The sequence below is a fragment of the Pseudomonas sp. USHLN015 genome, assembly GCF_037153275.1.
GTDB lineage: Bacteria > Pseudomonadota > Gammaproteobacteria > Pseudomonadales > Pseudomonadaceae > Metapseudomonas > Metapseudomonas tohonis.
The window spans coordinates 126,906-149,520 of record NZ_JBBCKP010000014.1; the positions used below are offsets into that span (position 1 = coordinate 126,906).

The window sequence follows — 22,615 nt, forward strand, 5'->3', positions numbered from 1 at the left end:
GAGGTGCGCCACATGGTCGGCATGCTGGACAGACCGGATCGCGAGGTGATCCTGGTGGTGGACGACACCCCGGACAACCTCGAGCTCATGAGCGAGCTGCTGATGGACCGCTATCGGGTCAAGGTCGCCGGCAGTGGTGCCAAGGCGCTGAGGATCGCCGCCGGGAACATGCGCCCGGACCTGATCCTGCTGGACGTGATGATGCCGGAGATGGACGGCTACGAAGTCTGTGCGCGGCTCAAGGCCGATGCCGCCACCCGCGATATCCCGGTGATCTTCCTCACCGCCCGCAGCGAGATCGCCGACGAGCAGAAGGGCTTCGACCTCGGCGCGGTGGACTACATCACCAAGCCGATCAGCCCGCCCATCGTCCTGGCGCGGGTCCAGGCGCAGTTGCAGCTCAAGGCCACGGCCGACTTCCTGCGCGACAAGAGCGAATACCTGGAGCTGGAGGTGCGCCGCCGCACCCGCGAGATCCATCACCTGCACTACGCCACGATCGAGGCCCTGGCCGGCCTGGCCGACATGCGCGACAACCCCGACGGCAACCACCTGCTGCGCGTCGAGCTGTACATGCGCCTGCTGGCTGGGGCGCTGGCGCGGCAGCAGCCGGGGATGGCGGACGAGCTGACCGAGGAACGTATCGCGCTGATGGCCAAGTCGGCGCTGTTGCACGACATCGGCAAGGTGGCGCTGCCCGATCGCGTGCTGCTCAACCCGGGGCAACTGGAGGGCGACGACCTGCGCCTGATGCAGAGCCATACCCGGCTCGGCCGCGAAGCGCTGGAGCGCGCCGAGGCGCGCCTGGGTGGGGTGGGGCAGAGCTTCCTCGCCTATGCCAAGGAGATCCAGTACGGCCACCACGAGCGCTGGGACGGCTCGGGTTATCCACAGGGCCTGCGTGGCGACCAGACCCCGCTGTCCGCACGCCTGATGGCCCTGGTCGATTGCTACGACGAGCTCACCCGCTACCACCCCTACCGCAGCCGCCTGAGCGGCGACGAGGCGGTGATGCGCATCAGCGCCGGCAGTGGCAGCGAGTTCGACCCGCTGGTGGTGCTGGCCTTCCTCGAAGTGGCCGACGGCTTCGCCCGAATCGCGGAACGCCACGCCGACAGCCGCAGCGCCATCGAGGGCGAGCTGCAGCGTCTTGAGGACTCCATCGCCGAAAGCATCGAGCTGACGTTGCCGGAGTGAGGCTCAGCGCCAGTCCAGCTGCAGGGCTTCCTGCCAGGCGAAGCGTTCGAAGTGGCTGGCGATCACGTTCTTCATCCGTTCCAGCTTCTCGTTGTCGGCGGCTTCGACCTTGAGGGTCAGGCCGCCGGCTTCGGCGTGCAGGGTGCCGAGGCCGAAGTCGAACTCGATGCGGCCCTGGTGCTGGTCGAAGCTGACCGGGATGCGGTGGGCGAAGTGCTTGCACAGGCGGCTGATATAGCGCGCCGGGGTGTCGGTGGCGACATGGGCGGAGGCGGTGAGGCTCATGCTGGGTTCCTGTTCGTCGTGTGGAGCGGCGGGCCGTTCAGTGGGCCCCCGCGTTCGCGAGGGTGACGCCACGGCTGGAGTGCCCCGTCGTCATCCCCGCCAAGCGGGGGCCCGCTGGAAAACCTTCAATAACCCGCGGTGAAGCGCTGGCGGATGTGCTGCGGGTTTTCCAGCTCGTCGATGATGGCCACGGCCAGGTCGGCCACGGAGAGGCTCGCCGGGTGGTCGCCGTCCATCAGCAGCTCGTTGCCGCCGAGGCGGAAGCGGCCGGTGCGCTCGCCGGGCTGCAGCAGGGCGGGCGGCGAGATGAAGCTCCAGTCCAGCGCGGTTTCGGCCTGGATCAGGTTGAGCGCCTGGCGCGCGCCCTCGGCACCTTCCTTGTATTCGGCGGGGAAGTTCGGGGTATCGATCAGTTGCACGCCAGGGGCGACATAGAGGCTGCCGGCGCCGCCGACCACCAGCAGGCGACGCACGCCGGACCGGTTCACGGCTTCGAAGATCGAACGGGTGCCGGCGATGAACTGCTCGCGGATGTCGTCGCGGCCCCAGCCCGGGTTGAAGGCATGGATCACCGCGTCATGGCCGGCCAGTTGCGGCGCGGTGGCGGTGGCGTCGTGGATGTCGGCTTTTACGGCCTTCAGGTGTTCTTGGGCGGCGAGCTTTTCCGGGTGGCGGACCAGGGCGGTGACCTGGTGGCCGCGTTGCAGGGCTTCGGTGAGCACGGCGGAGCCGACGAAACCGGTGGCACCGATGAGGGCGATCTTCATGCTGTTCTCCAGGGATCGAGGCGGTGATTCGAGGTGATGAATCATGACTTCTGGATAATCAGCGGAAAAAGTGGCAGAAAGCGCTTTCACAATTAAGCAGGGCTTACGAATGGAGCAGCTCAAACGCATGGCGGTGTTCGCCATGGTCGTGGAGAAGGGCTCGATGGTCGCCGCAGGCGAGGCGCTGGGCATGAGTGCCTCGGCGGTCAGCCAGCAGATCCGCCGGCTGGAGGAGTCGACCCGGGTCAGCCTGCTCCATCGCACCACCCGCAAGCTGACCCTGACCGAGGCCGGCAGCCTGTTCTACCGCAGCTGCGCCCAGGTGCTGGAACTGGCGCAGCAGGCCGAGCAGCGCCTGGCGGAGCTGCGTGACGCGCCGGTGGGGGAATTGCGCATCGCAGCGCCCGTGGGCTTTTCCGGCCGCGTGGTGACCGACGCCCTGGCGCCCCTGCTGGAGGCGCACCCGGGGCTGAGCCTGCGGCTGTTCTTCCACGACGAGCAGATCGACCTGGTGGAGCAGCGCATCGACCTGGCCATCCGCGTCGGCACCCTGGACGACTCCAGCCTGGTGGCGCGGCATGTCGGCGACTGGCCGATGCTGCTGTGCTGCGCACCGGCCTACCTGGCCCGGCACCCCGGCATCCAGCGCCCGGAGCAACTGCTGGCGCTGGACTGGGTGACACTCGGCAGCGATCGCCACCAGGGGCCGCTGACGCTGCACGGGCCGGGCGGCGAGGTGCAGCGCCTGCGCATCGAGAGCCGGGTGGTGTGCAACAACATCCTGTCCACCCGCAGCTTCACCCTGGCCGGCTTCGGCCTCTCGCTGCAGCCGGAACCGGAGATCAGCGAGGAACTGACCAGCGGTCGCCTGCTGCGTGTGCTGCCGGACTGGCAGCCCGGCCCCATCGGGCTCTACATCGTCACCCCGCGCCGCGACGCCCAGCCGGCCAAGGTGCGCTACGCCATGGATGCGTTGCGCCACAGTCTGGCGCGTCGCGGATAGTCGCGCGGGCCCGCATGCCGTATAAAGTCGGACGATGTCCGCCCGCAAACAGAGGATTGGCTACAAAGCAGCATGAAGACTCCAAAACGCATTGAACCGTTGGTGGAAGACGGCCTGATCGACGAAGTGGTCAGGCCCCTGATGAGTGGCAAGGAAGCATCGGTCTACGTTGTGCGTTGTGGCGGCGAGTTGCGGTGCGCGAAGGTCTACAAGGAGGCCAACAAGCGCGGGTTCCGCCAGGCTGCCGAGTACCAGGAGGGCCGCAAGGTACGTAACAGCCGTGACGCCCGGGCCATGGCCAAGGGCTCGAAGTACGGGCGCAAGGAGCAGGAGGAGAACTGGCAGAACGCCGAGGTCGCGGCCCTGTTCCGCCTGGCCGCGGCGGGCGTGCGCGTGCCCAAGCCCTATGACTTCCTTGATGGCGTGCTGCTGATGGAGCTGGTCACCGACGGCTACGGCGATGCCGCGCCGCGCCTCAACGACGTCGACCTGACGCCCGAGGATGCCCGCGAATTCCACGCCTTCATGATCGGCGAGATCGTCAAGATGCTCTGCGCCGGCCTGGTCCATGGCGACTTGTCGGAGTTCAACGTCCTGCTCGACCCGTACGGTCCGGTGATCATCGACCTGCCCCAGGCGGTGGATGCCGCCGGCAACAACCACGCCTTCCGCATGCTGGAGCGCGATGTCGGCAACATGGCGTCCTATTTCGGGCAGTTCGCCCCCGAGTTGCTCTACACCCGTTACGCCAAGGAAATGTGGGCGCTCTACGAGGACGGCAAGCTGACCCCGGATTCGAAGCTCACCGGCGAGTTCGCCGAGCCGGAGGATTCCGCCGACGTCGACGCGGTGATGCGCGAGATCAAGGCCGCCCTGGCCGAGGAAGCCCGGCGCCAGGCGCTGCTCAACGAGGACGAGGACAAGGCCCGCGACGAGCCGCCACCGCCGCCCTGGATGCAGAATTGACACTGCGGCATCGGCTCGCTTGACCGGGGCCGATCCGCGCAGGACCATTGCGCCCTCGGATCACCGCGTTTGCAGGGGAGAACACGCATGCAAGGGCAACTCGAAGTCGTCGAATACCTGAAGGATCTGCTGCGCGGCGAGCTGGCCGCTCGCGACCAGTACTTCCTGCACTCGCGGATGTACGCGGACTGGGGCTTCACCAAGCTCTTCGAGCGCATCAACCACGAGATGGAGGAGGAGACCGAGCACGCCGATGCCCTGCTCAAGCGCATCCTCTTCCTCGAAAGCACCCCGGACATGACGCCCAAGGCCATCCATCCCGGCGCCACCGTACCGGAGATGCTGCGCTCGGACCTCAACCTCGAATACGAGGTCCGTGCCGCGCTGAGCAAGGGCATCACCCTGTGCGAGAAGCACAAGGACTATGTCAGCCGCGACATCCTCGCCCTACAGCTGCAGGACACCGAGGAAGACCACGCCTACTGGCTGGAACAGCAACTGGGCCTGATCGACCGCGTGGGCCTGGAGAACTACCTGCAATCCCAGGCCTGATCGGGTCCGCACCGACTCACGCCGAGCCCTCGGAGGGGCGTCTCCCCGAGAGACGCGCCTCCGGGGGCTTTTTCATGGCCGCATCCCTGTATCACGCCATTTGCGGGCATCTGTATCCATACAGGTGCCCGATGAGCTGCTAGCGTTGCCTGCCCGCCCTACGAGTGCACGCCATGCCCTTGCCGCACATCCTCCTCGCCCTGCTGGTCACCCTGGTCTGGGGTGTCAACTTCGTCGTCATCAAGCTCGGCCTCGCGGAATTCCCGCCGCTGCTGTTCTGCGCCTTGCGCTTCGCCCTGGCGGCGACGCCGCTGCTGTTCCTGCGCGGGCCGATGCCGGCGCCGTTGTGGCGGATCGTGCAGATCGGCCTGCTGCTGGGGGTGTTCAAGTTCGGCGTGCTGTTCATCGGCATGAAGATCGGCATGCCGGCGGGGCTCACGTCCCTGGTGCTGCAGAGCCAGGTGTTCTTCACCATCCTCATCGCCGCCCTGCTGCTGGGCGAGCGGCCCAGCCGGCGCGGCGTGCTCGGCCTGGCCCTGGCCGCCTCCGGCCTGGTGCTGATCGGCCTGGAGCGGCCCATGGGTGACAGCCTGCTGGCCTTCGCGCTGGTGCTGGTGGCCGCGCTGGCCTGGGCCTTCGCCAACATCGCCACCAAGCGCGCGGGCGCCAGCGACATGCTGCGGCTGATCTGCTGGGTGAGCCTGGTGCCGCCCTTGCCGCTGCTGGCGCTGTCCTGGGTGTTCGAGGGGCCGCAGGCGATGGCCGCCGCGTTCGAGCACGCGACCCTGGTGGGCTACGGCTCGCTGCTGTTTGTGGCCTTCGGTGCCACCACCCTGGGCTTCGCCATCTGGAGCTTCCTGCTCAGCCGTCACCCGGCGAGCCTGGTGACCCCCTTCGCCCTGGCGGTGCCGATCTCGGGGCTGCTCTCCGGCTGGCTGCTGCTGGACGAGGCGCTGAGCCCGTCGGGCTGGCTGGCCTGCGTCATCGTCTTCGTCGGCCTGGCGATCACCGTGCTGCCCAAGGGGCTGCTGGGCCGCCTGGTCAGTGGCAGCAGCCGCCCGACTCCAGGTCCTTGAGGATCGGGCAGTCGGGGCGGTGGTCGCCCTGGCAGTGGTCCACCAGTTCCTGCAGGGTGTCTCGCAGGCCGGCCAGCTCGGCGATCTTGCGGTTCAGCTCGTCGATATGGTCGCGGGCCAGCGCCTTGACGTCGGCACTGGCGCGGCCCCGGTCCTGCCACAGTTGCAGCAGCTTGCCGACTTCCTCCAGGGAGAAGCCCAGGTCCCGTGAACGGCGGATGAACGCCAGGCTGTGCAGGTCCTGCTGGCTGTACTGGCGGTAGCCGCTGTCGCTGCGACCGGCCTCCGGCAGCAGGCCGATGGATTCGTAGTAGCGGATCATCTTCGCGGTGAGCCCGCTCTTCTTCGCGGCCTGGCCGATGTTCATGCATCTGTCCTCTTGGGTTGAGGTGTCTGGGCGCCCCTTGCGGGGCGCTTGGCGAATGAATTCGCCCCTACCAGAACAGCGTCCTGGCTTCAGTCTTCCTTGGGTTCGTACCCGGCCGGTTTCCAGGTCTTCAGCAGCAGCGCGTTGCTCACCACGCTGACGCTGGAGAGCGCCATCGCCGCGCCGGCGACCACGGGGTTGAGCATGCCGGCGGCGGCGAGCGGGATGCCCACCAGGTTGTAGATGAAGGCCCAGAACAGGTTCTGGCGGATCTTGCCATAGGTGCGCCGGGCGATCTCCAACGCGGCGGGGACCAGGCGCGGGTCGCCGCGCATCAGGGTGATGCCGGCCGCGTGCATGGCCACGTCGGTGCCACCGCCCATGGCGATGCCGACATCGGCGGCGGCCAGGGCGGGGGCGTCGTTGATGCCGTCGCCGACCATCGCCACCACCGCGCCGCCGGCCTTGAGCCGCGCCACCTCGGCGGCCTTGTCGGCGGGCAGCACTTCGGCGTGCACGTCGTCGATGCCCAGCGCCTCGGCCACCACCCGGGCACTGCCACGGTTGTCGCCGGTGATCAGGTGGCTGGCGATGTGGCGTTCCCGCAGGGCCTGCACGGCGTCGCGGGCACCGTCCTTGAGGCCGTCGCCGAAGGCGAAGAGGCCGATCACCCGCACCTCGGGTTGCAGTTCCAGCAGCCAGGAGAGGGTACGGCCCTGGGCTTCCCAGGCCGTGGCCGATTCCAGCAGGGCGCCGCCATCGAGCTCCTGTTCCTCCAGCAGCCGGCGGTTGCCCAGTGCCAGCAGGCGGCCCTCGACCCCGCCCCGGATGCCGCGCCCGGTGAGGGACTGGCTGTCGTTCACCTCGGGCACCGTCAGCCCGCGCTCGTCGCAGGCGTCCAGCACCGCCTTTGCCAGCGGGTGTTCGCTGCCGCGCTGCAGGGCGCCGGCCCATTGCAGCAGGGCGGCTTCGTCGCCATCGGCGGCCGCCAGGTTGGTGATGCGCGGGGTGCCGGAGGTGAGGGTGCCGGTCTTGTCGAAGGCCACGGCGGTGACGGCATGGGCCACCTCCAGGGCTTCGGCGTCCTTGATCAGGATGCCGTGGCGGGCCGCGACGCCGGTGCCCGCCATGATCGCCGTGGGCGTGGCCAGGCCGAGGGCGCAGGGGCAGGCGATCACCAGCACGGCGACGGCGTTGATCAGCGCGGTCTCCAGCGCGGCACCGGCCAGCAGCCAGCCGCCGAGGGTGGCCAGGGCGATCAGCAGCACCGTCGGGACGAACACCTGGCTGACCCGGTCCACCAGCTTCTGGATCGGCGCCTTGGCCGCCTGGGCGTCCTCCACCAGGCGGATGATCCGCGCCAGCACCGTCTCGCCGCCCAGGGCGGTGGTGCGCACCCGCAGACGCCCCTCACCGTTGATGGCGCCGCCGGTGACGCGGTCGCCCGGGGCCTTGGGCACCGGCAGGCTTTCGCCGCTGATCAGGGCCTCGTCGGCATGGCTCTGGCCTTCCAGCACCTCGCCGTCCACCGGGAAGCGTTCACCCGGCTTCACCAGCACCTCGTCGCCCAGGCGCAGTTCGGCGATGGCGATCTCTTCCTCGCGGCCGTCGCGCAGGCGGATGGCGCGCTCGGGGCGCAGGGCTTCCAGGGCGCGGATGGCGGCGCTGGTCTGGCGCTTGGCGCGGCTCTCCAGGTACTTGCCCAGCAGCACCAGGGCGATGACCACGGCAGAGGCTTCGAAATACAGATGCGGCACGTGGCCGGGGTGGGCCGTCCACCACTGGTAGAGGCTCAGGCCGTAGCCCGCGCTGGTGCCGATGGCCACCAGCAGGTCCATGTTGCCGGCGCCGGCGCGCACGGCTTTCCAGGCGGCGCGGTAGAAGCGTGCCCCGAGGATGAACTGCACCGGCGTGGCCAGGGCGAACTGCACCCAGGCGGGCAGCATCCAGTGCAGGCCGAAGGGTTCCACCAGCATCGGCAGCACCAGCGGAGCGGCCAGGGCGAGGGCGACGATCAGCGCCCAGCGCTCGTGGCGCAGGCGGCTGGCGTTGTCATCGCCGCGCGGCGCACCCGTATCCAGGGTGCGGGCCTGGTAGCCGGCGTGTTCGACGGCCTGCAGCAGCGTGCTGCGTTCCACCTCGCCGAGCAGCAGCAGGTGGGCGCGCTCGGTGGCGAGGTTCACCGTCACCTCGCCGACCCCAGGCACCTTGGCCAGGGCGCGCTCGACGCGGCCCACGCAACTGGCGCAGGTCATGCCGTCGATGGCCAGTTCCAGGCGCTGGCCCGGCACTTCGTAGCCGGCAGCCTCCACCGCCGCGCGCAGGGCCGGCAGGCTGTCGCCCGGCGCTTGCACGCGGGCCCGCTCGGTGGCGAGGTTGACGCTGGCGGTCTCCACGCCCGGCACCTTGGCCAGGGCGCGCTCCACGCGTCCGGCGCAGCTGGCGCAGGTCATCCCGGCGATGGGCAGGTCGAACGAAACGGATGGGCTCATGGGCAATTCCTCCTGGATTGCCCACAGGATCGACCTTGACACGAGGGCAAGGTCAAGCGGCGAGTTGTCGCATCGCTTCGGTGCCCCATCTGTAGGGGCGAATTCATTCGCCCAGCGATCCACCCGGCGCGCACGGCGTCCTCATGAGCACGTGTTTCTTTGTGGGAGCGGATTCATCCGCGATGGCCCGGCCTCCCTTTCCAGTGGGTTCCCGTGTTCGCGGGAATGACGGTGCGTTCACCTGCATCCTCGCGAGCCGGGAGGCCCCGCTTGGGCCGGCGCTGTCGATCAGGGATTGGCCAGCGCCGGGGTCAGGTACAGGCCGGCGGTGTTCATCGCCAGGCGGTATCTGCGGACTTCGCCGGCTTCCAGGCTGATGGACTGCAGGCGCTGCTGCTCGATGCCGGGCTTGCAGCGGCCGGGGCCGAGCAGGCCGAGGCGGATGGCGACCGGCCCTGGCGGGAGGTTGAAGGCGATGCTTTCACCCTGCACCAGGCGCGCAGCGAGCTGGTCCTGCAGGTAGAGGCCGACATCGCAGCTGGTGGGCAGTTCGACGCGTTCGCGGCTGACGATCAGCACGCCATAGTCGATGGGGGATTGGGCCTGCGCCGAGCCGGCGAGGGCGAGCAGGGCGATCAGGCAGAGGCGGGTGGGGGACATGGCGGCGACTCCGGGACGGCATGCATCGAGTGTAGGGGATCGCGGCATGCTTGACCTTGCCACGGTGGCAAGCCCGAGACTGGCTCCAGTCTCATCAAATCAGGAGTCGATCATGCAGATTCTCAAGGTAAGCGGCATGTCCTGCGGCCACTGCGTCCGCGCCATCACCCAGTCGTTGCAGAGCCGCGACCCGGCGGCCGAGGTCCAGGTCGACCTGGGCGCGGGCGAGGTGCGCGTGGCCAGCCGGCTGCCCCTGGACGAGATGCTGGCGGCCATCCGCGAGGAGGGCTACGCGGCCGAAGCGGCCTGAGGTCCGGTCAGGCGCCCTGGTCCCAGTCGCGGAACAGCCCGCGGAACAGGGTGCCCACCAGCACGCCGGCCTCGCGCTGCGGATCGAACAGCTCGGGGTCGCGCGTCCAGTCGGTGAACAGCCCGATCATCTGCGCGTGCAAGGCGCGCGATGCCAGGCGCGGGGTGAGCCCATCCAGGAGGCGCTCGACGCAGCCCGGGCGGGCGAACAGTGCCTCGCACAGGTCGATGAACTGGTTGACGAAGGCATTGTGACGATCCTCCGCCTCGCGCAGTTCCTCGGTGAACTCGCAGCGATGCAGGAGGATGGTGAAGATGCGATGGCGCTGCTGGTCCAGTGCCAGGGAGGTGATGGCCTCCACGCACAACTCGAGCAGCGATTGCAGCAGGTCGCGGCCTTCGGCGCCGTGCAGGCGCTGGGCCATCTGTTCCGGTGGCAGGCGCACCTGGTTGAGCATCTCGTGGAACAAATGGGCCTTGTTCTGGAAGTGCCAGTAGACGGCGCCACGGGTAACACCCGCCGCCCGGGCGATCTGCTCGAGGGACGTGTGGGCGACGCCGTTCTCGAGGAACAGGACCTCGGCGGCGGCCAGGATATCGCTGCGGGTCTTCTCCGCTTCTTCTTTGGTTCTGCGCATAGCAGTTGGACGAATACTGTCTAGGCTTCTGTTCGGGGGCCAGAGTTTACCGATTTTGCAGTCGGATACTGCTTTTACACACGTGAATGCATGTATCCAGCCTTGACCTGATTCCTGTTTTTGCCAACCAGGCGCTGTCATGGAATGGAGACGCACGATGCCGTTTACACCCTCTTTCACCTTTCCCCTGCGGTTCTGCGCCTTTGCCCTGGCCACGCTGAGCCTGGTCGCCGAGGCAGCCGATGCTCCGGCCAAGGCGGCCCCGCCGCCGCCGGAGGTGTTGGTGGAAACGGTGAAGGCGGCTGCCTTGCCGATGACCCTGGAGTACGCCGGGCGTACCGCCGGCTATCGCGAGGTCGAGGTCCGCGCCCAGGTCAGCGGCATCCTTCAGGAGCGCACCTACCAGGAGGGCAGCAAGGTGCAGAAGGGCCAGGTGCTGTTCCGCATCGACCCCCGCACCTACCAGGCCGCCCTCGCCAGCGCCAAGGGCGCGCTGGCCCAGGAGCAGGCGCGCTACCGCCAGACCGAGCGTGACCTCAAGCGCATCCGCGAGCTGCAGAAGAAGGGCTTCGCCAGCGAGAGCGAGCTGGACAACGCCGTCTCCAACTTCGAGCAGAGCAAGGCCAACGTGCAGGCCGCCGAGGCCAACGTGCAGGCCAAGCAGATCGACCTCGACTACACCACGGTGGAGGCGCCCATCACCGGCATGACCAGCAAGGAGACCCGCTCCGAGGGCAGCCTGGTGGTGGCCGGCGATCCCAACTCCAGCCTGCTGACCCAGCTCACTCAGCTCGACCCCATCTACGTCAATTTCGGCTACCCGGACACCGAGGCCGAGCGCATCCGCGAGGACGTGCAGACCGGCAAGCTGACCCTGCCAGAGGGCGGCAAGATGGCCGCCGTGCTCAAGTTCGGCGATGGTTCCACCTACCCGCTGGAGGGCCGCGTCGATTTCACCGACAGCTTCGTCAACACCGGTACCGGCACCGTCAGCGCACGCGCGGTGGTGCCCAACCCCGAGCAGAAGCTGCTGCCCGGGCAGTTCGTGCGGGTACTGGTCAAGGGCTTGAGCCGGCCCAGGGCGATCACCGTGCCCGAGCGCGCCCTGGCACAGGGGCCGCGCGGTACCTTCGTCTACGTGGTGGACAAGGATGGCGTGGCGCGCATGCGCGAGGTGAAGACCGGGGACACCTCCGAGGGGCGCTGGGTCATCGAGTCCGGTATCGCCGAAGGCGATCGGGTCATCGTCGAGGGCCTGCCGAAGGTGCGGCCCGACTCGCCCGTCAAGGCCGTCGAAGCGCAGGACAAGCCCGCCGCCCAGCCGAAACAGCCCTGAGGAGCGTCCGCCGTGATCTCACGCTTCTTCATCGACCGCCCGGTGTTCGCCGCAGTCATCTCCATCGTCATCATCCTCGGCGGCCTCGCGGCCATGCGCGCGCTCCCCATCGCCCAGTACCCGGAGATCCTGCCACCGCAGGTCTCGGTCACCGCCAGCTACCCGGGCGCCAGCTCCCAGGTGATCGCCGAAACCGTGGCGGCGCCGCTGGAGCAGGAGATCAACGGCGTGCAGGGCATGATCTACCAGCTGTCCAACTCCGACAGCAACGGTGCCATGAGCCTGACCGTGTACTTCCAGGTGGGCACCGACCCGGACCAGGCCACCATCGACGTCAACAACAAGGTCCAGGCCGCGCTGGCCAAGCTGCCCGAGGAAGTGCGCCGCCAGGGCGTGAAGGTGGAGAAGAAGTCCTCCGACATCCTCCAGGTGGTGACGCTGTTCTCCCCGGACAATTCCCGCGACCCGATCTACATCAGCAACTACGCGCTGATCAACGTGATCGACGAGCTCAAGCGCATCCCCGGCGTGGGCGATGCCAGCCAGTTCGGCTCCAAGGACTACTCCATGCGCATCTGGCTGCGGCCGGACAAGCTGGCGCAGTACGACCTGACCCCCACCGACGTGGTCAAGGCCATCCAGGAGCAGAACTCCCAGTTCGCCGCCGGCAGCTTCGGCAAGCAGCCGCTGAACCAGCCCCAGGACTTCACCTACACCGTCACCACCAAGGGCCGCTTTACCGAGCCGAAGGAGTTCGAGAGCGTGATCCTGCGCACCGACCCCACCGGCGCCAGCCTGCTGCTCAAGGACGTGGCACGGGTCGAGCTGGGTGCCCAGGATTACTCGCTGATGACCTCGCTGAACGGCCAGCAGAACGCCGCCTTCGGCATCTACCTGCAGCCCGGCGCCAACGCCCTGAACACCGCCGAGGCGGTCGAGGCCACCATGAAGCGCCTGGAGAAGCGCTTCCCCGACGGCATCGCCTACAAGATCCCCTACGACACCACCAAGTTCGTCAAGGTCTCCATCGAGGAGGTGATCCACACCTTCGTCGAGGCGCTGGTACTGGTGATGCTGGTGGTGTTCATCTTCCTGCAGAACTGGCGTGCCACGCTGATTCCGGTGCTGGCCATCCCGGTATCGCTGATCGGCACCTTCGCCGGCATGTACATGCTCGGGTTCTCGATCAACCTGCTGACCCTGTTCGGCATGGTGCTGGCCATCGGCATCGTCGTGGATGACGCCATCGTGGTGCTGGAGAACGTCGAGCGGGTGATGCGCACCGAGAAGCTCAGCCCGCGCGACGCCTCGATCAAGGCCATGGAGGAGGTCACCGGGCCCATCGTCGCCATCGTCCTGGTGCTCTGCGCGGTGTTCATCCCGGTGGGCTTCCTCGGCGGCCTGGCGGGGCAGATGTACAAGCAGTTCGCGATCACCATCGCGGTGTCGGTGGTGATCTCAGGCATCGTCGCGCTGACCCTCTCGCCAGCGCTCTGCGCCCTGCTGCTCAAGCCCACCCATCACGAACCGGCGGCGCCGTTCCGCTGGTTCAACCGTTTCTTCGACCGCGCCACCGACGGCTATACCGCGGGCGTGCGTTTCTTCCTCAAACGCAGCGTCATCGGCGTGCTCCTGTTCGGCGGAATGATCGCGCTGATGGTGCTGCTGTTCGGCCGCGTGCCCGGTTCGCTGGTGCCGGATGAGGACCAGGGCTACGTGATCAACGCCTACTTCCTGCCGCCGGCCGCCTCCCTGACCCGCACCGAGGAAGTCACCAGCGCGGTGACCGAGCAGTTGATGAAGCACCCTGCGGTGCAGGACGTGGTCACCTTCGCCGGCTTCGACGTGCTCACCTTCGGCACCCGCAGCAACGCCGGCGTGTCCTTCGTGCCGCTGAAGGACTGGAAGGAGCGCACCACCGACGAGCTGGACGCGCGCAACCTGCCGCCCGCCTTCATGGCCATGGGCGCCGGGCAGAAGGACGGCGTGGTGATGACCTTCAACCCGCCGCCGATCACCGGCATGAGCACCACCGGCGGCTTCGAGGCGTACATCCAGGACCGCTCCGGCGGCAGCGTCGCGCAGCTGGAGGAGACGGTCACCAAGTTCATCGGCGCCATCTCCAAGCGCCCGGAGCTGGTGGGGGTCAATACCACCTTCAACGCCAACGTGCCGCAGTACTACGTCGACCTGGATCGCACCAAGGCCCGTGCGCTTGGGGTGGCGGTGAACGATGTGTTCACCGCCATGCAGTCCACCTTCGGCAGCTACTACGTCAACGACTTCACCCTCTACGGGCGCACCTGGCAGGTGAGCCTGCAGGCCGAGTCCGAGTTCCGCCGCAAGCCCGAGGACCTGAGCCAGGTGTACGTGCGCTCGGCCTCCGGCGACCTGGTGCCGCTGTCGTCCCTGGTGCGCGTGCAGCGCATCCTCGGGCCGGACTCCTACGCACGCTTCAACGTCTACCCGGCGGCCAAGATCCTTGGCGGACCGGCACCGGGCTACAGCTCCGGCCAGGCACTGGCGGCGATGCAGGAGGTGGCGGACGAGGTGCTGGGCGAGGACTACAGCATCGGCTGGATCGGCTCGGCCTACCAGGAGCTGGCGACCCAGGGCTCGGGCAGCAAGGCCTTCGTCTTCGGCCTGATCCTGGTGTTCCTCATCCTCGCCGCCCAGTACGAACGCTGGACCCTGCCCATCGCCGTGGTCACCGCGGTGCCCTTCGCGGTGTTCGGCGCCATCCTCGCGGTGTGGCTGCGCGGGCTGTCCAACGACGTGTACTTCCAGGTCGGGCTGGTGACGCTGATCGGCCTGGCGGCGAAGAACGCCATCCTCATCATCGAGTTCGCCGTGCTCTGCCGCGAAGAAGGCATGGGCATCTTCGAGTCGGCGCTGGAGGCGGCCAAGCTGCGCTTCCGACCCATCGTCATGACCTCGCTGGCCTTCATCCTCGGGTGCGTGCCGCTGGCCATCAGCAGCGGCGCGGGCTCGGCGAGCCGACATTCGATCGGTACCGGCGTGATTGGCGGTATGCTTGCCGCCACGTTGCTGGCAACCTTCCTCATCCCGATGTTCTACCTGCTGGTGGAATCCGCCGCCGACAGGTTGGGGCGCAAGAAGAAGGCACCGGCCGCCGAATGACGTCCGGCGCCATCCCCGCGCACGCGGGAGGCCACCGGACATCGAACCGCACGCCCGCTCCACGGTCTCTTTTGCAGTCAACGGCGCCGCCCTCGGGGCGGCGCCCTGTTTTCAGGTGAACCATGAATTTCCGCATCCTGCTGATCCTCGGGTCGCTCAGTGCCTTCGGCCCGATGGCCATCGATTTCTACCTGCCGAGCTTCCCGGCGCTGGCCCTGGCCTTCTCCACCGACGTCGAGCACGTGCAGCTGAGCCTGGCGTCCTACTTCATCGGCCTGGCCATCGGGCAACTGCTCTACGGGCCGATCGCCGACCGCTTCGGCCGGCGCCTGCCGCTGCTGGTGGGGGTGAGCCTGTTCACCCTGGCGTCGGTGGCCTGCGCGATGGCGCCGAGCCTGGAGTGGCTGATCGGCGCGCGCTTCGTCCAGGCCCTGGGCGGCTGCGCGGGCATGGTCGTCTCGAGGGCGGTGGTGCGCGATCTCTGCGACCCCATCGCCTCGGCCAAGGTGTTCTCGCAACTGATGCTGGTGATGGGCCTGGCGCCCATCCTCGCGCCCCTGGGCGGCGGGCTGCTGCTGGACCTGTTCGGCTGGCCGTCGATTTTCTTCGGGCTGACCCTGTTCAGCGCCCTGGTGCTCACCGGCGTCTATCTGTGGTTGCCGGAGACCCTCACCACGGGCGACGAGCGGCCGCCGCTGCGCGGTGCCCTGGGCCAGTACAAGCGGTTGCTGGGGGACGGGGTGTTCATCGGCTACGCCCTGACCGGCGGCCTGTCGATGGCCGGCATGTTCGCCTACATCGCCGGCTCGCCCTTCGTCTTCATCGAACTCTACGGCGTGCCGGCGGAGCACTACGGCTGGCTGTTCGGCGGCAACGCCCTGGGCTTCATCCTGGTGGCCCAGGTCAACGCCTGGCTGATGCGCTTCGGCGGGCCGGCCTACTGGATGCGTCGGGTGGTGTGGTTCTACCTGGGGTGCGCACTGGCGCTGCTGGCGGTAGCCCACGCGCATACCGAGGCGCTGTGGCCATTGCTGGTGCCGCTGTTCGGCTGCATCGCCAGCCTGGGCATCATCATCCCCAACGCCTCGGCCAGCGCGATGGCCGGCCAGGGCCGCCATGCCGGCAGTGCGTCGGCGTTGATGGGCAGCCTGCAGTTCAGCGTGGCGGCGGGCGCCGCCGCGCTGGTCGGGGTGTTGCACGATGGCTCGGCGATGCCGATGGCGATGGTGATCTGCCTGTGCGGCGCCGGAGCCGTGTGTGCGTCGCTGATCACCTGGCGGCTGACCCGTGGCCAGCCGTCGGTGCTCGGCTAGCCCGCGGCCCGTCGTGCCGGTTCCGGCAGGACGTGGGGCGCCTTGAGGCGCGCTTCCAGCGTGGCGACGAAGCGCCGGGCCTCGGCCTCGCTGCGGAAACTCACCGCGTGCTGGTCCATGCAGACCTGCCAGCTGTTGCCCTGGGTGGTGCGGAGCGGTCGGACTATGATTTTCATGGTGCCCTCTCCCTGAGAAAGTGAGCCCCCAGTGTAGACCCGGGTAGATGACAGAAAATGATCCGGGTCAAATTGCCGACTGGTGGCGTAAGACCGTTCGGCTGAGGGCGCCGGGCCCACGAAGTGCACCCTGCCAGCTCGGGTTTCGCCTCGATATCTCTCCCTCGTGGGCTCGGCGTATTCGTAGGATGGGTCGGGCGGCGTTCCGCGAGCCCAGCGAAACCCATCGGTTCAGAGCCTCAGGCAAAACGACATGCCATTCGCGGCCCCGCTTGGTGGAGGTAAAAAGCGACCTCCACCCTACGCGGTGGTCATGTCCACGCAGGGGTTCGCTGTTGTGGGAATTCATTCGCGCTGGGGCGCCCGGGAGGGCACCCCAGCGACGGGCGTATCTCAGAACCCTTCGAGCACGATCTTGCCCTTGGCCTTGCCGCTCTCCAGCAGCGCATGGGCGCGCTTGAGGTTGGCGGCGTCGATGCGGCCGAAGTGTTCGCCGACGGTGGTCTTCAGCACGCCGGCGTCGATCAGCTCGCTGACGCGGCCGAGCAGCTTGTGCTGCTCGATCATGTCGCGGGTCTCGAACATCGAGCGGGTGTACATGAACTCCCAGTGCAGCGAGATGCTCTTGCGCTTGAGCTTGAGCACGTCGAGGCCGGCCGGGTCGTCGATCAGGGCGAGCTTGCCCTGGGGCGCAAGGGCTTCCACCAGTTGCTCCAGGTGCTGGTCGGTCTGGGTCAGGCTGGCGACGTGGGTGACGCTGTCGATGCCGATGCGCTTGAGTTCGGCCGCCAGCGGCTGGCTGTGATCGATGACGTGGTGGGCGCCCAGCTCGCGGACCCAGGCCTGGGTTTCCGGGCGCGAGGCGGTGCCGATCACGGTCAGGCCGGTGAGCTGGCGGGCCAGTTGCACGAGGATGGAGCCCACGCCGCCGGCCGCGCCGACCACCAGCAGGCTCTGGCCCTGGTCGGCTCGGCCCTCGGTGATGCCGAGGCGGTCGAACAGCAGTTCCCAGGCGGTGATGGCGGTCAGCGGCAGGGCGGCGGACTGGGCGAAGTCCAGGCCCTGCGGGCGCTTGCCGACGATGCGTTCGTCCACCAGGTGCAGCTCGGCGTTGCCACCCGGGCGGGTCAGGGCGCCGGCATAGAACACCTCGTCACCGGGCTGGAACAGGCTCACCTCGCTGCCCACCGCCTTGACCACGCCGGCGACGTCCCAGCCCAGCACCTTGGCCTGGCCGTTCTCCGGCTGCACGTTGCGACGGATCTTGGTATCCACCGGGTTCACCGAGATGGCGCGGACCTCCACCAGCAGGTCACGGGCTCCGGGCGTGGGGGCGGGCAGTTCGATATCCTGCAGCGAATCGGCATGGTCGATGGGCAGGGACTGGTAATAGGCGATGGCTTTCATCGGGGGCTCCTGGGCTCAGGCGAGGCGATCGAGAAGGGTGAGGGTGACGCCCTTGAGGCGGCTGCCGTGGGCGTCGCCGAAGTGGCGGTAATGGGCGGTGGCCTTGTGCGCGTCGAGGGCGGCTTCGTCGCGCCAGGTTTCCAGCATGACGAAGCTCAGCGCGTCAGCGCGGTCGCGGTGCAGGTCGTACTGCAGGCAGCCGGGCTCGCTGCGGCTGGCGGTAACCAGCTCGCGCAGGGCGGCTTCCACCGCCTCGGCCTGGCCGGGTTGGGCGTCTATATGGGCGATCAGGTGCAGCGTGGTCATGGCGGCTTCTCCGGGGACGATGGCGCATAGGTTGGGCTATTTCGTAGCGCAGAAAAATCAGCTAGAAGACGACAGTCTTTCAATGGAATTTTGAAAATGCTGCGCCTCGACGACCTCACCGTCTTCGTCCGTACCGCCGACCGTGGCAGCCTCTCGGCCGCCGCCCGCGAGCTGGAGATCTCCCCGGCCGTGGCCAGCGCTGCGCTCAAGCGCCTCGAGCAGCGTCTCGATGCGCGCTTGTTCGCCCGCTCCACGCGCAGCCTGCGCCTGACCGCAGAGGGCGAGCAGTACCTGGTGCACGCCCGTGCCGCGTTGCAGAGCCTGGACGAGGGCCGCCGGCAGCTGGCCGGCGGCAAGAGCGATATCGGCGGCCTGCTGCAACTCTCGGCGCCCTCGGACTTCGGCCGCAACGTGTTGCTGCCCTGGCTGGACGAATTCCAGGCCGAGCACCCGCGCCTCGCCGTCCGCCTGTTCCTCAGCGACCAGGTGGCCGACCTGTTCCGCCAGCCGGTGGACATCGCCATCCGCTCCGGCGAGCCGGAGGACTCGAGCCTGGTGGCGCTGCCCCTGGCTCCGGGCAACCGTCGCGTGCTCTGCGGCGCACCTGGCTATTTCGCCCGGCACGGCCACCCGCGCACCCCGGAGGAACTGCACCGGCACAACTGCCTGCTCTATGTGCTGGGCGGCCGCGTGCACGACCAGTGGACATTCCACGAGGGCCGGCGCAGCCAGACCGTCACCGTGGCCGGCGACCGGGTCTGCGATGACGCCGACGTGGTGCGCCGCTGGGCGGTGGCCGGGCAGGGGCTGGTGTACAAGTCCTGGCTCGACGTGGCCGCCGATGTGCGGGCCGGGCGCCTTCAGCTGGCGCTGGAGGATCACCTGGGCGAGCCCACGCCGCTGAACCTGATCTGCCCCCATCGCGCCCAGTTGAGCAAGCCGGTGAACCTGCTGCGCGAGTTCCTTCGCCAGCGCTGTGGCGAGCTGTTGGTCGGCGCGCCCTGGGAGGGCGTGGCCCGGCTTCCGCGCTGAGCGTCACAGCCAGCTGTTGTGCGGGCCGCGCCATTCGCTATTGTTGCTAGGGCGAGCCCGCCTATCCGCCGTCCAGCCCTGGAGATGAGCCGTGATCCCCAGCCGTCCAGCCCCTTGCCCTTGTCGACGCGCATGGCCGTGAACGCCCTGCCGCCCGCCCCGGCGCGCCTCGGCCCGACCCTGGCGCTGGTCTTCTTCGGCTACCTGGTGCTCGCCCTGGGCGCCGTCTGGCTGGCGCGCCAGCCGGGCACCATCGCCACCCTCTGGTATGCCAACGCCTTCGGCATCACCTTCCTCTGGAACCAGCCACTGCGTCGCTGGCCGGCGCTGCTCGGCGTGATGCTGGTGGCCAACATGCTGGCCGGTCAGGTGATGGGCGACACCCTGGCGATGTCCGCCAGCTTCCTGCCGGCCAACATGCTGGAGATGGCGCTCGCCGCCTTCCTGCTGCGCCGCACCGGCGTGGCCCTGAACATGAGCCGCAGCCCGTCGGCCTTCCTCCGCTTCATCCTGCTCGGGGCCATGGTGCCGCCGCTGGTCAGCTCGACCCTGGGCGCGCTGATCGTGCAGAGCATCGGTTACGCCGGCTTCGGCCGGGTCTGGCTGTCCTGGTACGAGGGCGCGGTGCTGGGCACCCTGTCGATCCTGCCGCTGACGGTGCAGCTGCAGCAGCATGGCCTGCAGTCCCTGCGTTCGCCGAAGCGCCCCCACGAGCTGCTCTTCTACGTGCCGCTGGTGCTGCTGGTGACCCTGGTATCCCTGCGCCTGCTGCCGACGCCCTTCGTCTACCTGTCGCTGCCGCTGCTGCTGGCGGCGGTGCGCCTGCCCTTCGCCGGCACTGCGCTGCTGGTGACCCTGGCCTCCTTCAGCGGCGGCCTGATGGTCGCCATGGGAGGGTTGTCGCTGCAGCCGGTGACGCCCCTGTGGCAGGAGATCACCCTTTACCTGCCGCTGTTGTTGTCGTTGCTGCCCCCGCTGCTGCTGGCCGCTGCCGTGGAGCAGGGCCGGCGACGCCAGCGCGAGCTGGCCATCAGCGAGGCGCGTTTTCGCGACGCCATGGAGCACTCGGCCATCGGCATGGCCCTGGTGGGGCTGGATGGCAGGCTGCAGCGGGTCAACCGCGCCCTGTGCGAGATGCTCGGGTACGGGCCGGCCGAACTGGTCGCGATGAGCTTCCAGGACATCACCCAGGCCGAGGACCTGTCCGATGACCTGGAGCTGGTGCAGGAAGCGCTCGCCGGCCGTCGCGACAGCTATCGGCTGGAGAAGCGCTACCTGCGCCGCGATGGCTCCGAGGTCTGGGCGCTGCTGGCGGTGTCCCTGGTGCGCGATGCCGAAGGGCAGCCGCTGTACTTCATCGCCCAGATCGAGGACATCGACCGGCGCAAGCGTGCCGAGGCCGAGCTGGCCGAGCTCGCCCAGCGCTATTCCCTGGCCACCGACGCCAGTGGCGTGGGCGTCTGGGAGTGGGACCTGGTCAGCGACGACATGATCTGGGACGACAGCCTGTTCCGCCTCTACGGCATGCGCCCGCTGGGGCGGCCGGTGAGCTACGAGGAGTGGTCGCGCTTCGTCCACCCGGGCGACGCCGAAGCCCTGCACCGCGAGCTGCAGCGGGTGCGCGAAGGCCTGGCGCGGCTGGACGTGGAGTTCCGCATCTCCCTGCCCAACGGCGAGACGCGTGCGCTGCGCGGGCACGGCAGCCTGGCCCTCGACGCCGAGGGCAAGCCGACGCGGATGATCGGCACCAACTGGGACGTGACCCAGCTGCGCGAACTCACCGAGCGGCTGAACGACGAGCGCGAGCGCCTGCAGGTGACCCTCAACTGCATCGGCGACGGGGTGATCACCACGGACCTGGATGGCCGCGTGCGCTTCCTCAACCCGGTGGCCGAGCGCCTCAGCGGCTGGAGCACGGCGGCGGCGCGCAACCAGGAGATCGAGCGGGTGCTGCCGCTGGAGAGCGAGGAGGGCCGGCCGGTGCCGAGCCCGGTGCGCCTGTGCCTGGAGCGCGGCACGGAGGAAAGCATCCCCGGGCTCTCGTCCCTGCGCCATGCCGCCGGCGGCCTGATCGCCCTGCGTGGCCAGGCGGCGCCGGTACGCAGCGCCGAGGGCGAGCTGCTCGGCAGCGTGCTGGTGTTCACCGATGTCAGCGAGGCGCGGGCGATGCAGAAGCACCTGCGCTATGCCGCCAGCCACGACGCCCTGACCGGCCTGCTCAACCGCTCGGCCTTCGAGGACGCGTTGGCGGAAAGCTGCCGCGAGGTGACGCAGAACGCCGGGCACAGCGTGCTGTTCTTCATCGACCTGGACCTCTTCAAGCAGGTCAACGACAGCGCCGGCCATGCCGCCGGTGACGAACTGCTGCGGCGCATCTCGCGGCTGATGCAGGAACAGGTGCGCAGCGGCGACCTGGTGGCGCGCCTGGGGGGCGACGAGTTCGCCATGATCCTGCGCAGCTGCCCCCTGGCCCAGGCGGAAATCCTCGCCGATCGGCTGATCGAGCAGGTGCGCGGCCTGCGCTTCGAATGGGAAGGCCGCACCTTCCAGGTCGGCGCCAGCATCGGCCTGGCGCCCTTGCACGCTGGCAACAGCGAGCCGGCCGAGCTGCTGCGCCAGGCCGACATCGCCTGCTACCGGGCCAAGCATGGCGGGCGCGGGCGCATGGCGGTGTATGTCGAGGCACTGGAGCACGGCTGAGAAAGCCGCCGACGAAACCCCCTTGCGGACGCTTTTTTTGACGCGCGGGTCAAGTTAGAATGCGCGCCGTCGTGGCCATGGGGCTGCGACATGGGTTCCCTCACCCCATCGGCAAAAAGGACGTGAACCACCATGCCCGCAGCTCTCCCCAAGGTCTGGCGCCCCGCGCTGACCGGCCTCATCGCATTCCACATCCTGATCATCATCGCCAGCAACTACCTGGTGCAGTTGCCCATGACCCTGTTCGGCTGGCAGACCACCTGGGGCGCATTCAGCTTCCCGTTCATCTTCCTGGCCACCGACCTGACCGTGCGCCTGCTCGGCAAGCAGGCGGCGCGCCAGGTGATCGCCCGGGTCATGCTCCCGGCACTGGCGGCTTCATACGTGGTCTCGGTGCTGTTCCAGGACGCGGCGTTCCAGGGCTTCGGCGCCCTGGGCGAGTTCAACCTCTTCGTCGCACGCATCTCGCTCGCGAGTTTCCTCGCCTACGTGCTGGGGCAGGTCCTCGACATCCAGGTCTTCGATCGCCTGCGCAGGATGCGCCAGTGGTGGGTCGCCCCGGTGGTGTCCACCATCGCCGGCAACCTGCTGGACACCTTCACCTTCTTCTCCGTCGCCTTCTGGCACAGCGACAACCCCTTCATGGCCGAGCACTGGGTGGAGATCGCCACGGTGGACTACGGCGTGAAGCTCAGCGTCAGCCTGGTGCTGTTCGTGCCGCTCTACGGCGTGCTGCTCAACGGCATCCTCCGCGCCATCACGCCGCGCAGCGAACGCGCCGCCTGAGCTTCACCTAGGTCGTAGGAGCGAGCTCTGCTCGCGAAGCTCCTCGCAGGGGCCGCAGGATGGGTCGGGCGGCGTTCCGCGAGCGAAGCGAAACCCATCAGCCGGC

The 22,615-nt window shown here is 68.5% G+C and carries 21 protein-coding genes; 12 read left to right on the forward strand and 9 right to left on the reverse strand.

Annotated features, from left to right (window positions below; translation table 11 throughout):
- The first annotated feature begins 12 nt into the window (after positions 1-12).
- Positions 13-1,197: a two-component system response regulator gene (locus tag WFQ67_RS26105; RefSeq protein ID WP_213626409.1), complete on the forward strand. Its 1,185-nt coding sequence runs from the start codon at positions 13-15 to the stop codon at positions 1,195-1,197.
- 3 nt (positions 1,198-1,200) lie between these two features.
- Here WFQ67_RS26105 and WFQ67_RS26110 read toward each other — a convergent pair whose 3' ends face one another.
- Positions 1,201-1,482 carry a DUF2218 domain-containing protein gene (locus tag WFQ67_RS26110; protein ID WP_337058610.1) on the reverse strand — a complete coding sequence of 94 codons (282 nt, stop codon included), beginning with the start codon at positions 1,480-1,482 and terminating at the stop codon, positions 1,201-1,203.
- 125 nt (positions 1,483-1,607) lie between these two features.
- Positions 1,608-2,249 carry an NAD(P)-dependent oxidoreductase gene (locus WFQ67_RS26115; RefSeq protein WP_337058611.1) on the reverse strand — a complete coding sequence of 214 codons (642 nt, stop codon included), beginning with the start codon at positions 2,247-2,249 and terminating at the stop codon, positions 1,608-1,610.
- A 109-nt stretch (positions 2,250-2,358) separates the two neighbouring features.
- Between WFQ67_RS26115 and WFQ67_RS26120 the strand changes: the two genes are divergently transcribed.
- From WFQ67_RS26120 to WFQ67_RS26135, 4 genes are all read left to right on the forward strand, one after another.
- Positions 2,359-3,252, forward strand: coding sequence for a LysR family transcriptional regulator (locus WFQ67_RS26120; RefSeq protein WP_263151342.1), 894 nt, complete (start codon positions 2,359-2,361; stop codon positions 3,250-3,252).
- A 72-nt stretch (positions 3,253-3,324) separates the two neighbouring features.
- Positions 3,325-4,218 (forward strand): PA4780 family RIO1-like protein kinase, encoded by an 894-nt coding sequence (locus WFQ67_RS26125; protein WP_173171594.1) that lies wholly within the window; start codon positions 3,325-3,327, stop codon positions 4,216-4,218.
- An 87-nt stretch (positions 4,219-4,305) separates the two neighbouring features.
- On the forward strand, positions 4,306-4,770 hold the full coding sequence (bfr, locus tag WFQ67_RS26130) for a bacterioferritin (RefSeq protein ID WP_111262019.1): 465 nt from the start codon (positions 4,306-4,308) through the stop codon (positions 4,768-4,770).
- A 173-nt stretch (positions 4,771-4,943) separates the two neighbouring features.
- Positions 4,944-5,846 carry an EamA family transporter gene (locus WFQ67_RS26135; RefSeq protein WP_263151341.1) on the forward strand — a complete coding sequence of 301 codons (903 nt, stop codon included), beginning with the start codon at positions 4,944-4,946 and terminating at the stop codon, positions 5,844-5,846.
- Here the strand turns inward: WFQ67_RS26135 and cueR are convergent.
- From cueR to WFQ67_RS26150, 3 genes are all read right to left on the reverse strand, one after another.
- On the reverse strand, positions 5,812-6,213 hold the full coding sequence (gene cueR / locus WFQ67_RS26140; protein ID WP_173171598.1) for a Cu(I)-responsive transcriptional regulator: 402 nt from the start codon (positions 6,211-6,213) through the stop codon (positions 5,812-5,814). The genes WFQ67_RS26135 and cueR overlap by 35 nt on opposite strands.
- 89 nt (positions 6,214-6,302) lie before the next feature.
- Positions 6,303-8,705 (reverse strand): heavy metal translocating P-type ATPase, encoded by a 2,403-nt coding sequence (locus tag WFQ67_RS26145; protein WP_337058612.1) that lies wholly within the window; start codon positions 8,703-8,705, stop codon positions 6,303-6,305.
- A 288-nt stretch (positions 8,706-8,993) separates the two neighbouring features.
- Positions 8,994-9,365, reverse strand: a complete 372-nt coding sequence (locus tag WFQ67_RS26150; protein ID WP_213626402.1) for a hypothetical protein — start codon at positions 9,363-9,365, stop codon at positions 8,994-8,996.
- Between the two features lie 112 nt (positions 9,366-9,477).
- On the opposite strand from WFQ67_RS26150, the gene WFQ67_RS26155 reads away from it, so the two are divergent.
- A complete protein-coding gene (locus tag WFQ67_RS26155) occupies positions 9,478-9,675 on the forward strand; it encodes a heavy-metal-associated domain-containing protein (RefSeq protein ID WP_213626401.1) in 198 nt (65 codons plus the stop codon).
- A gap of 7 nt (positions 9,676-9,682) precedes the next feature.
- Here WFQ67_RS26155 and WFQ67_RS26160 read toward each other — a convergent pair whose 3' ends face one another.
- The gene (locus WFQ67_RS26160) at positions 9,683-10,312 is read right to left on the reverse strand and encodes a TetR family transcriptional regulator (protein ID WP_213626400.1); all 630 of its coding nucleotides are present in this window, start codon (positions 10,310-10,312) and stop codon (positions 9,683-9,685) included.
- Positions 10,313-10,469: 157 nt separating this feature from the next.
- Here WFQ67_RS26160 and WFQ67_RS26165 point away from each other — a divergent pair, with 157 nt between their 5' ends.
- From WFQ67_RS26165 to WFQ67_RS26175, 3 genes are all read left to right on the forward strand, one after another.
- Positions 10,470-11,648: an efflux RND transporter periplasmic adaptor subunit gene (locus WFQ67_RS26165; RefSeq protein ID WP_213626399.1), complete on the forward strand. Its 1,179-nt coding sequence runs from the start codon at positions 10,470-10,472 to the stop codon at positions 11,646-11,648.
- A 12-nt stretch (positions 11,649-11,660) separates the two neighbouring features.
- Positions 11,661-14,789 (forward strand): efflux RND transporter permease subunit, encoded by a 3,129-nt coding sequence (locus tag WFQ67_RS26170; RefSeq protein ID WP_280527442.1) that lies wholly within the window; start codon positions 11,661-11,663, stop codon positions 14,787-14,789.
- Between the two features lie 122 nt (positions 14,790-14,911).
- Entirely contained in the window at positions 14,912-16,102 is a 1,191-nt protein-coding gene (locus tag WFQ67_RS26175; RefSeq protein WP_236208393.1) for a multidrug effflux MFS transporter, read from the forward strand.
- Here the strand turns inward: WFQ67_RS26175 and WFQ67_RS26180 are convergent.
- The 3 genes from WFQ67_RS26180 to WFQ67_RS26190 all read right to left on the reverse strand — a co-directional run bounded on the left by WFQ67_RS26180 (position 16,099) and on the right by WFQ67_RS26190 (position 17,991).
- Complete coding sequence (locus tag WFQ67_RS26180; RefSeq protein ID WP_213626397.1) at positions 16,099-16,278, reverse strand: hypothetical protein; 180 nt, start codon at positions 16,276-16,278, stop codon at positions 16,099-16,101. The two genes, WFQ67_RS26175 and WFQ67_RS26180, sit on opposite strands and share 4 nt — an antisense overlap.
- Before the next feature lie 393 nt (positions 16,279-16,671).
- Positions 16,672-17,685 (reverse strand): zinc-binding alcohol dehydrogenase family protein, encoded by a 1,014-nt coding sequence (locus WFQ67_RS26185; protein ID WP_337058613.1) that lies wholly within the window; start codon positions 17,683-17,685, stop codon positions 16,672-16,674.
- Between the two features lie 15 nt (positions 17,686-17,700).
- On the reverse strand, positions 17,701-17,991 hold the full coding sequence (locus WFQ67_RS26190; RefSeq protein WP_337058614.1) for a putative quinol monooxygenase: 291 nt from the start codon (positions 17,989-17,991) through the stop codon (positions 17,701-17,703).
- Between the two features lie 96 nt (positions 17,992-18,087).
- Between WFQ67_RS26190 and WFQ67_RS26195 the strand changes: the two genes are divergently transcribed.
- The 3 genes from WFQ67_RS26195 to WFQ67_RS26205 all read left to right on the forward strand — a co-directional run bounded on the left by WFQ67_RS26195 (position 18,088) and on the right by WFQ67_RS26205 (position 22,509).
- Complete coding sequence (locus WFQ67_RS26195) at positions 18,088-19,023, forward strand: LysR family transcriptional regulator (RefSeq protein ID WP_213626395.1); 936 nt, start codon at positions 18,088-18,090, stop codon at positions 19,021-19,023.
- An 84-nt stretch (positions 19,024-19,107) separates the two neighbouring features.
- Complete coding sequence (locus WFQ67_RS26200; protein ID WP_337058615.1) at positions 19,108-21,723, forward strand: PAS domain S-box protein; 2,616 nt, start codon at positions 19,108-19,110, stop codon at positions 21,721-21,723.
- Positions 21,724-21,855: 132 nt separating this feature from the next.
- Positions 21,856-22,509, forward strand: a complete 654-nt coding sequence (locus WFQ67_RS26205) for a 7-cyano-7-deazaguanine/7-aminomethyl-7-deazaguanine transporter (protein ID WP_285960703.1) — start codon at positions 21,856-21,858, stop codon at positions 22,507-22,509.
- Positions 22,510-22,615 lie beyond the last annotated feature (106 nt).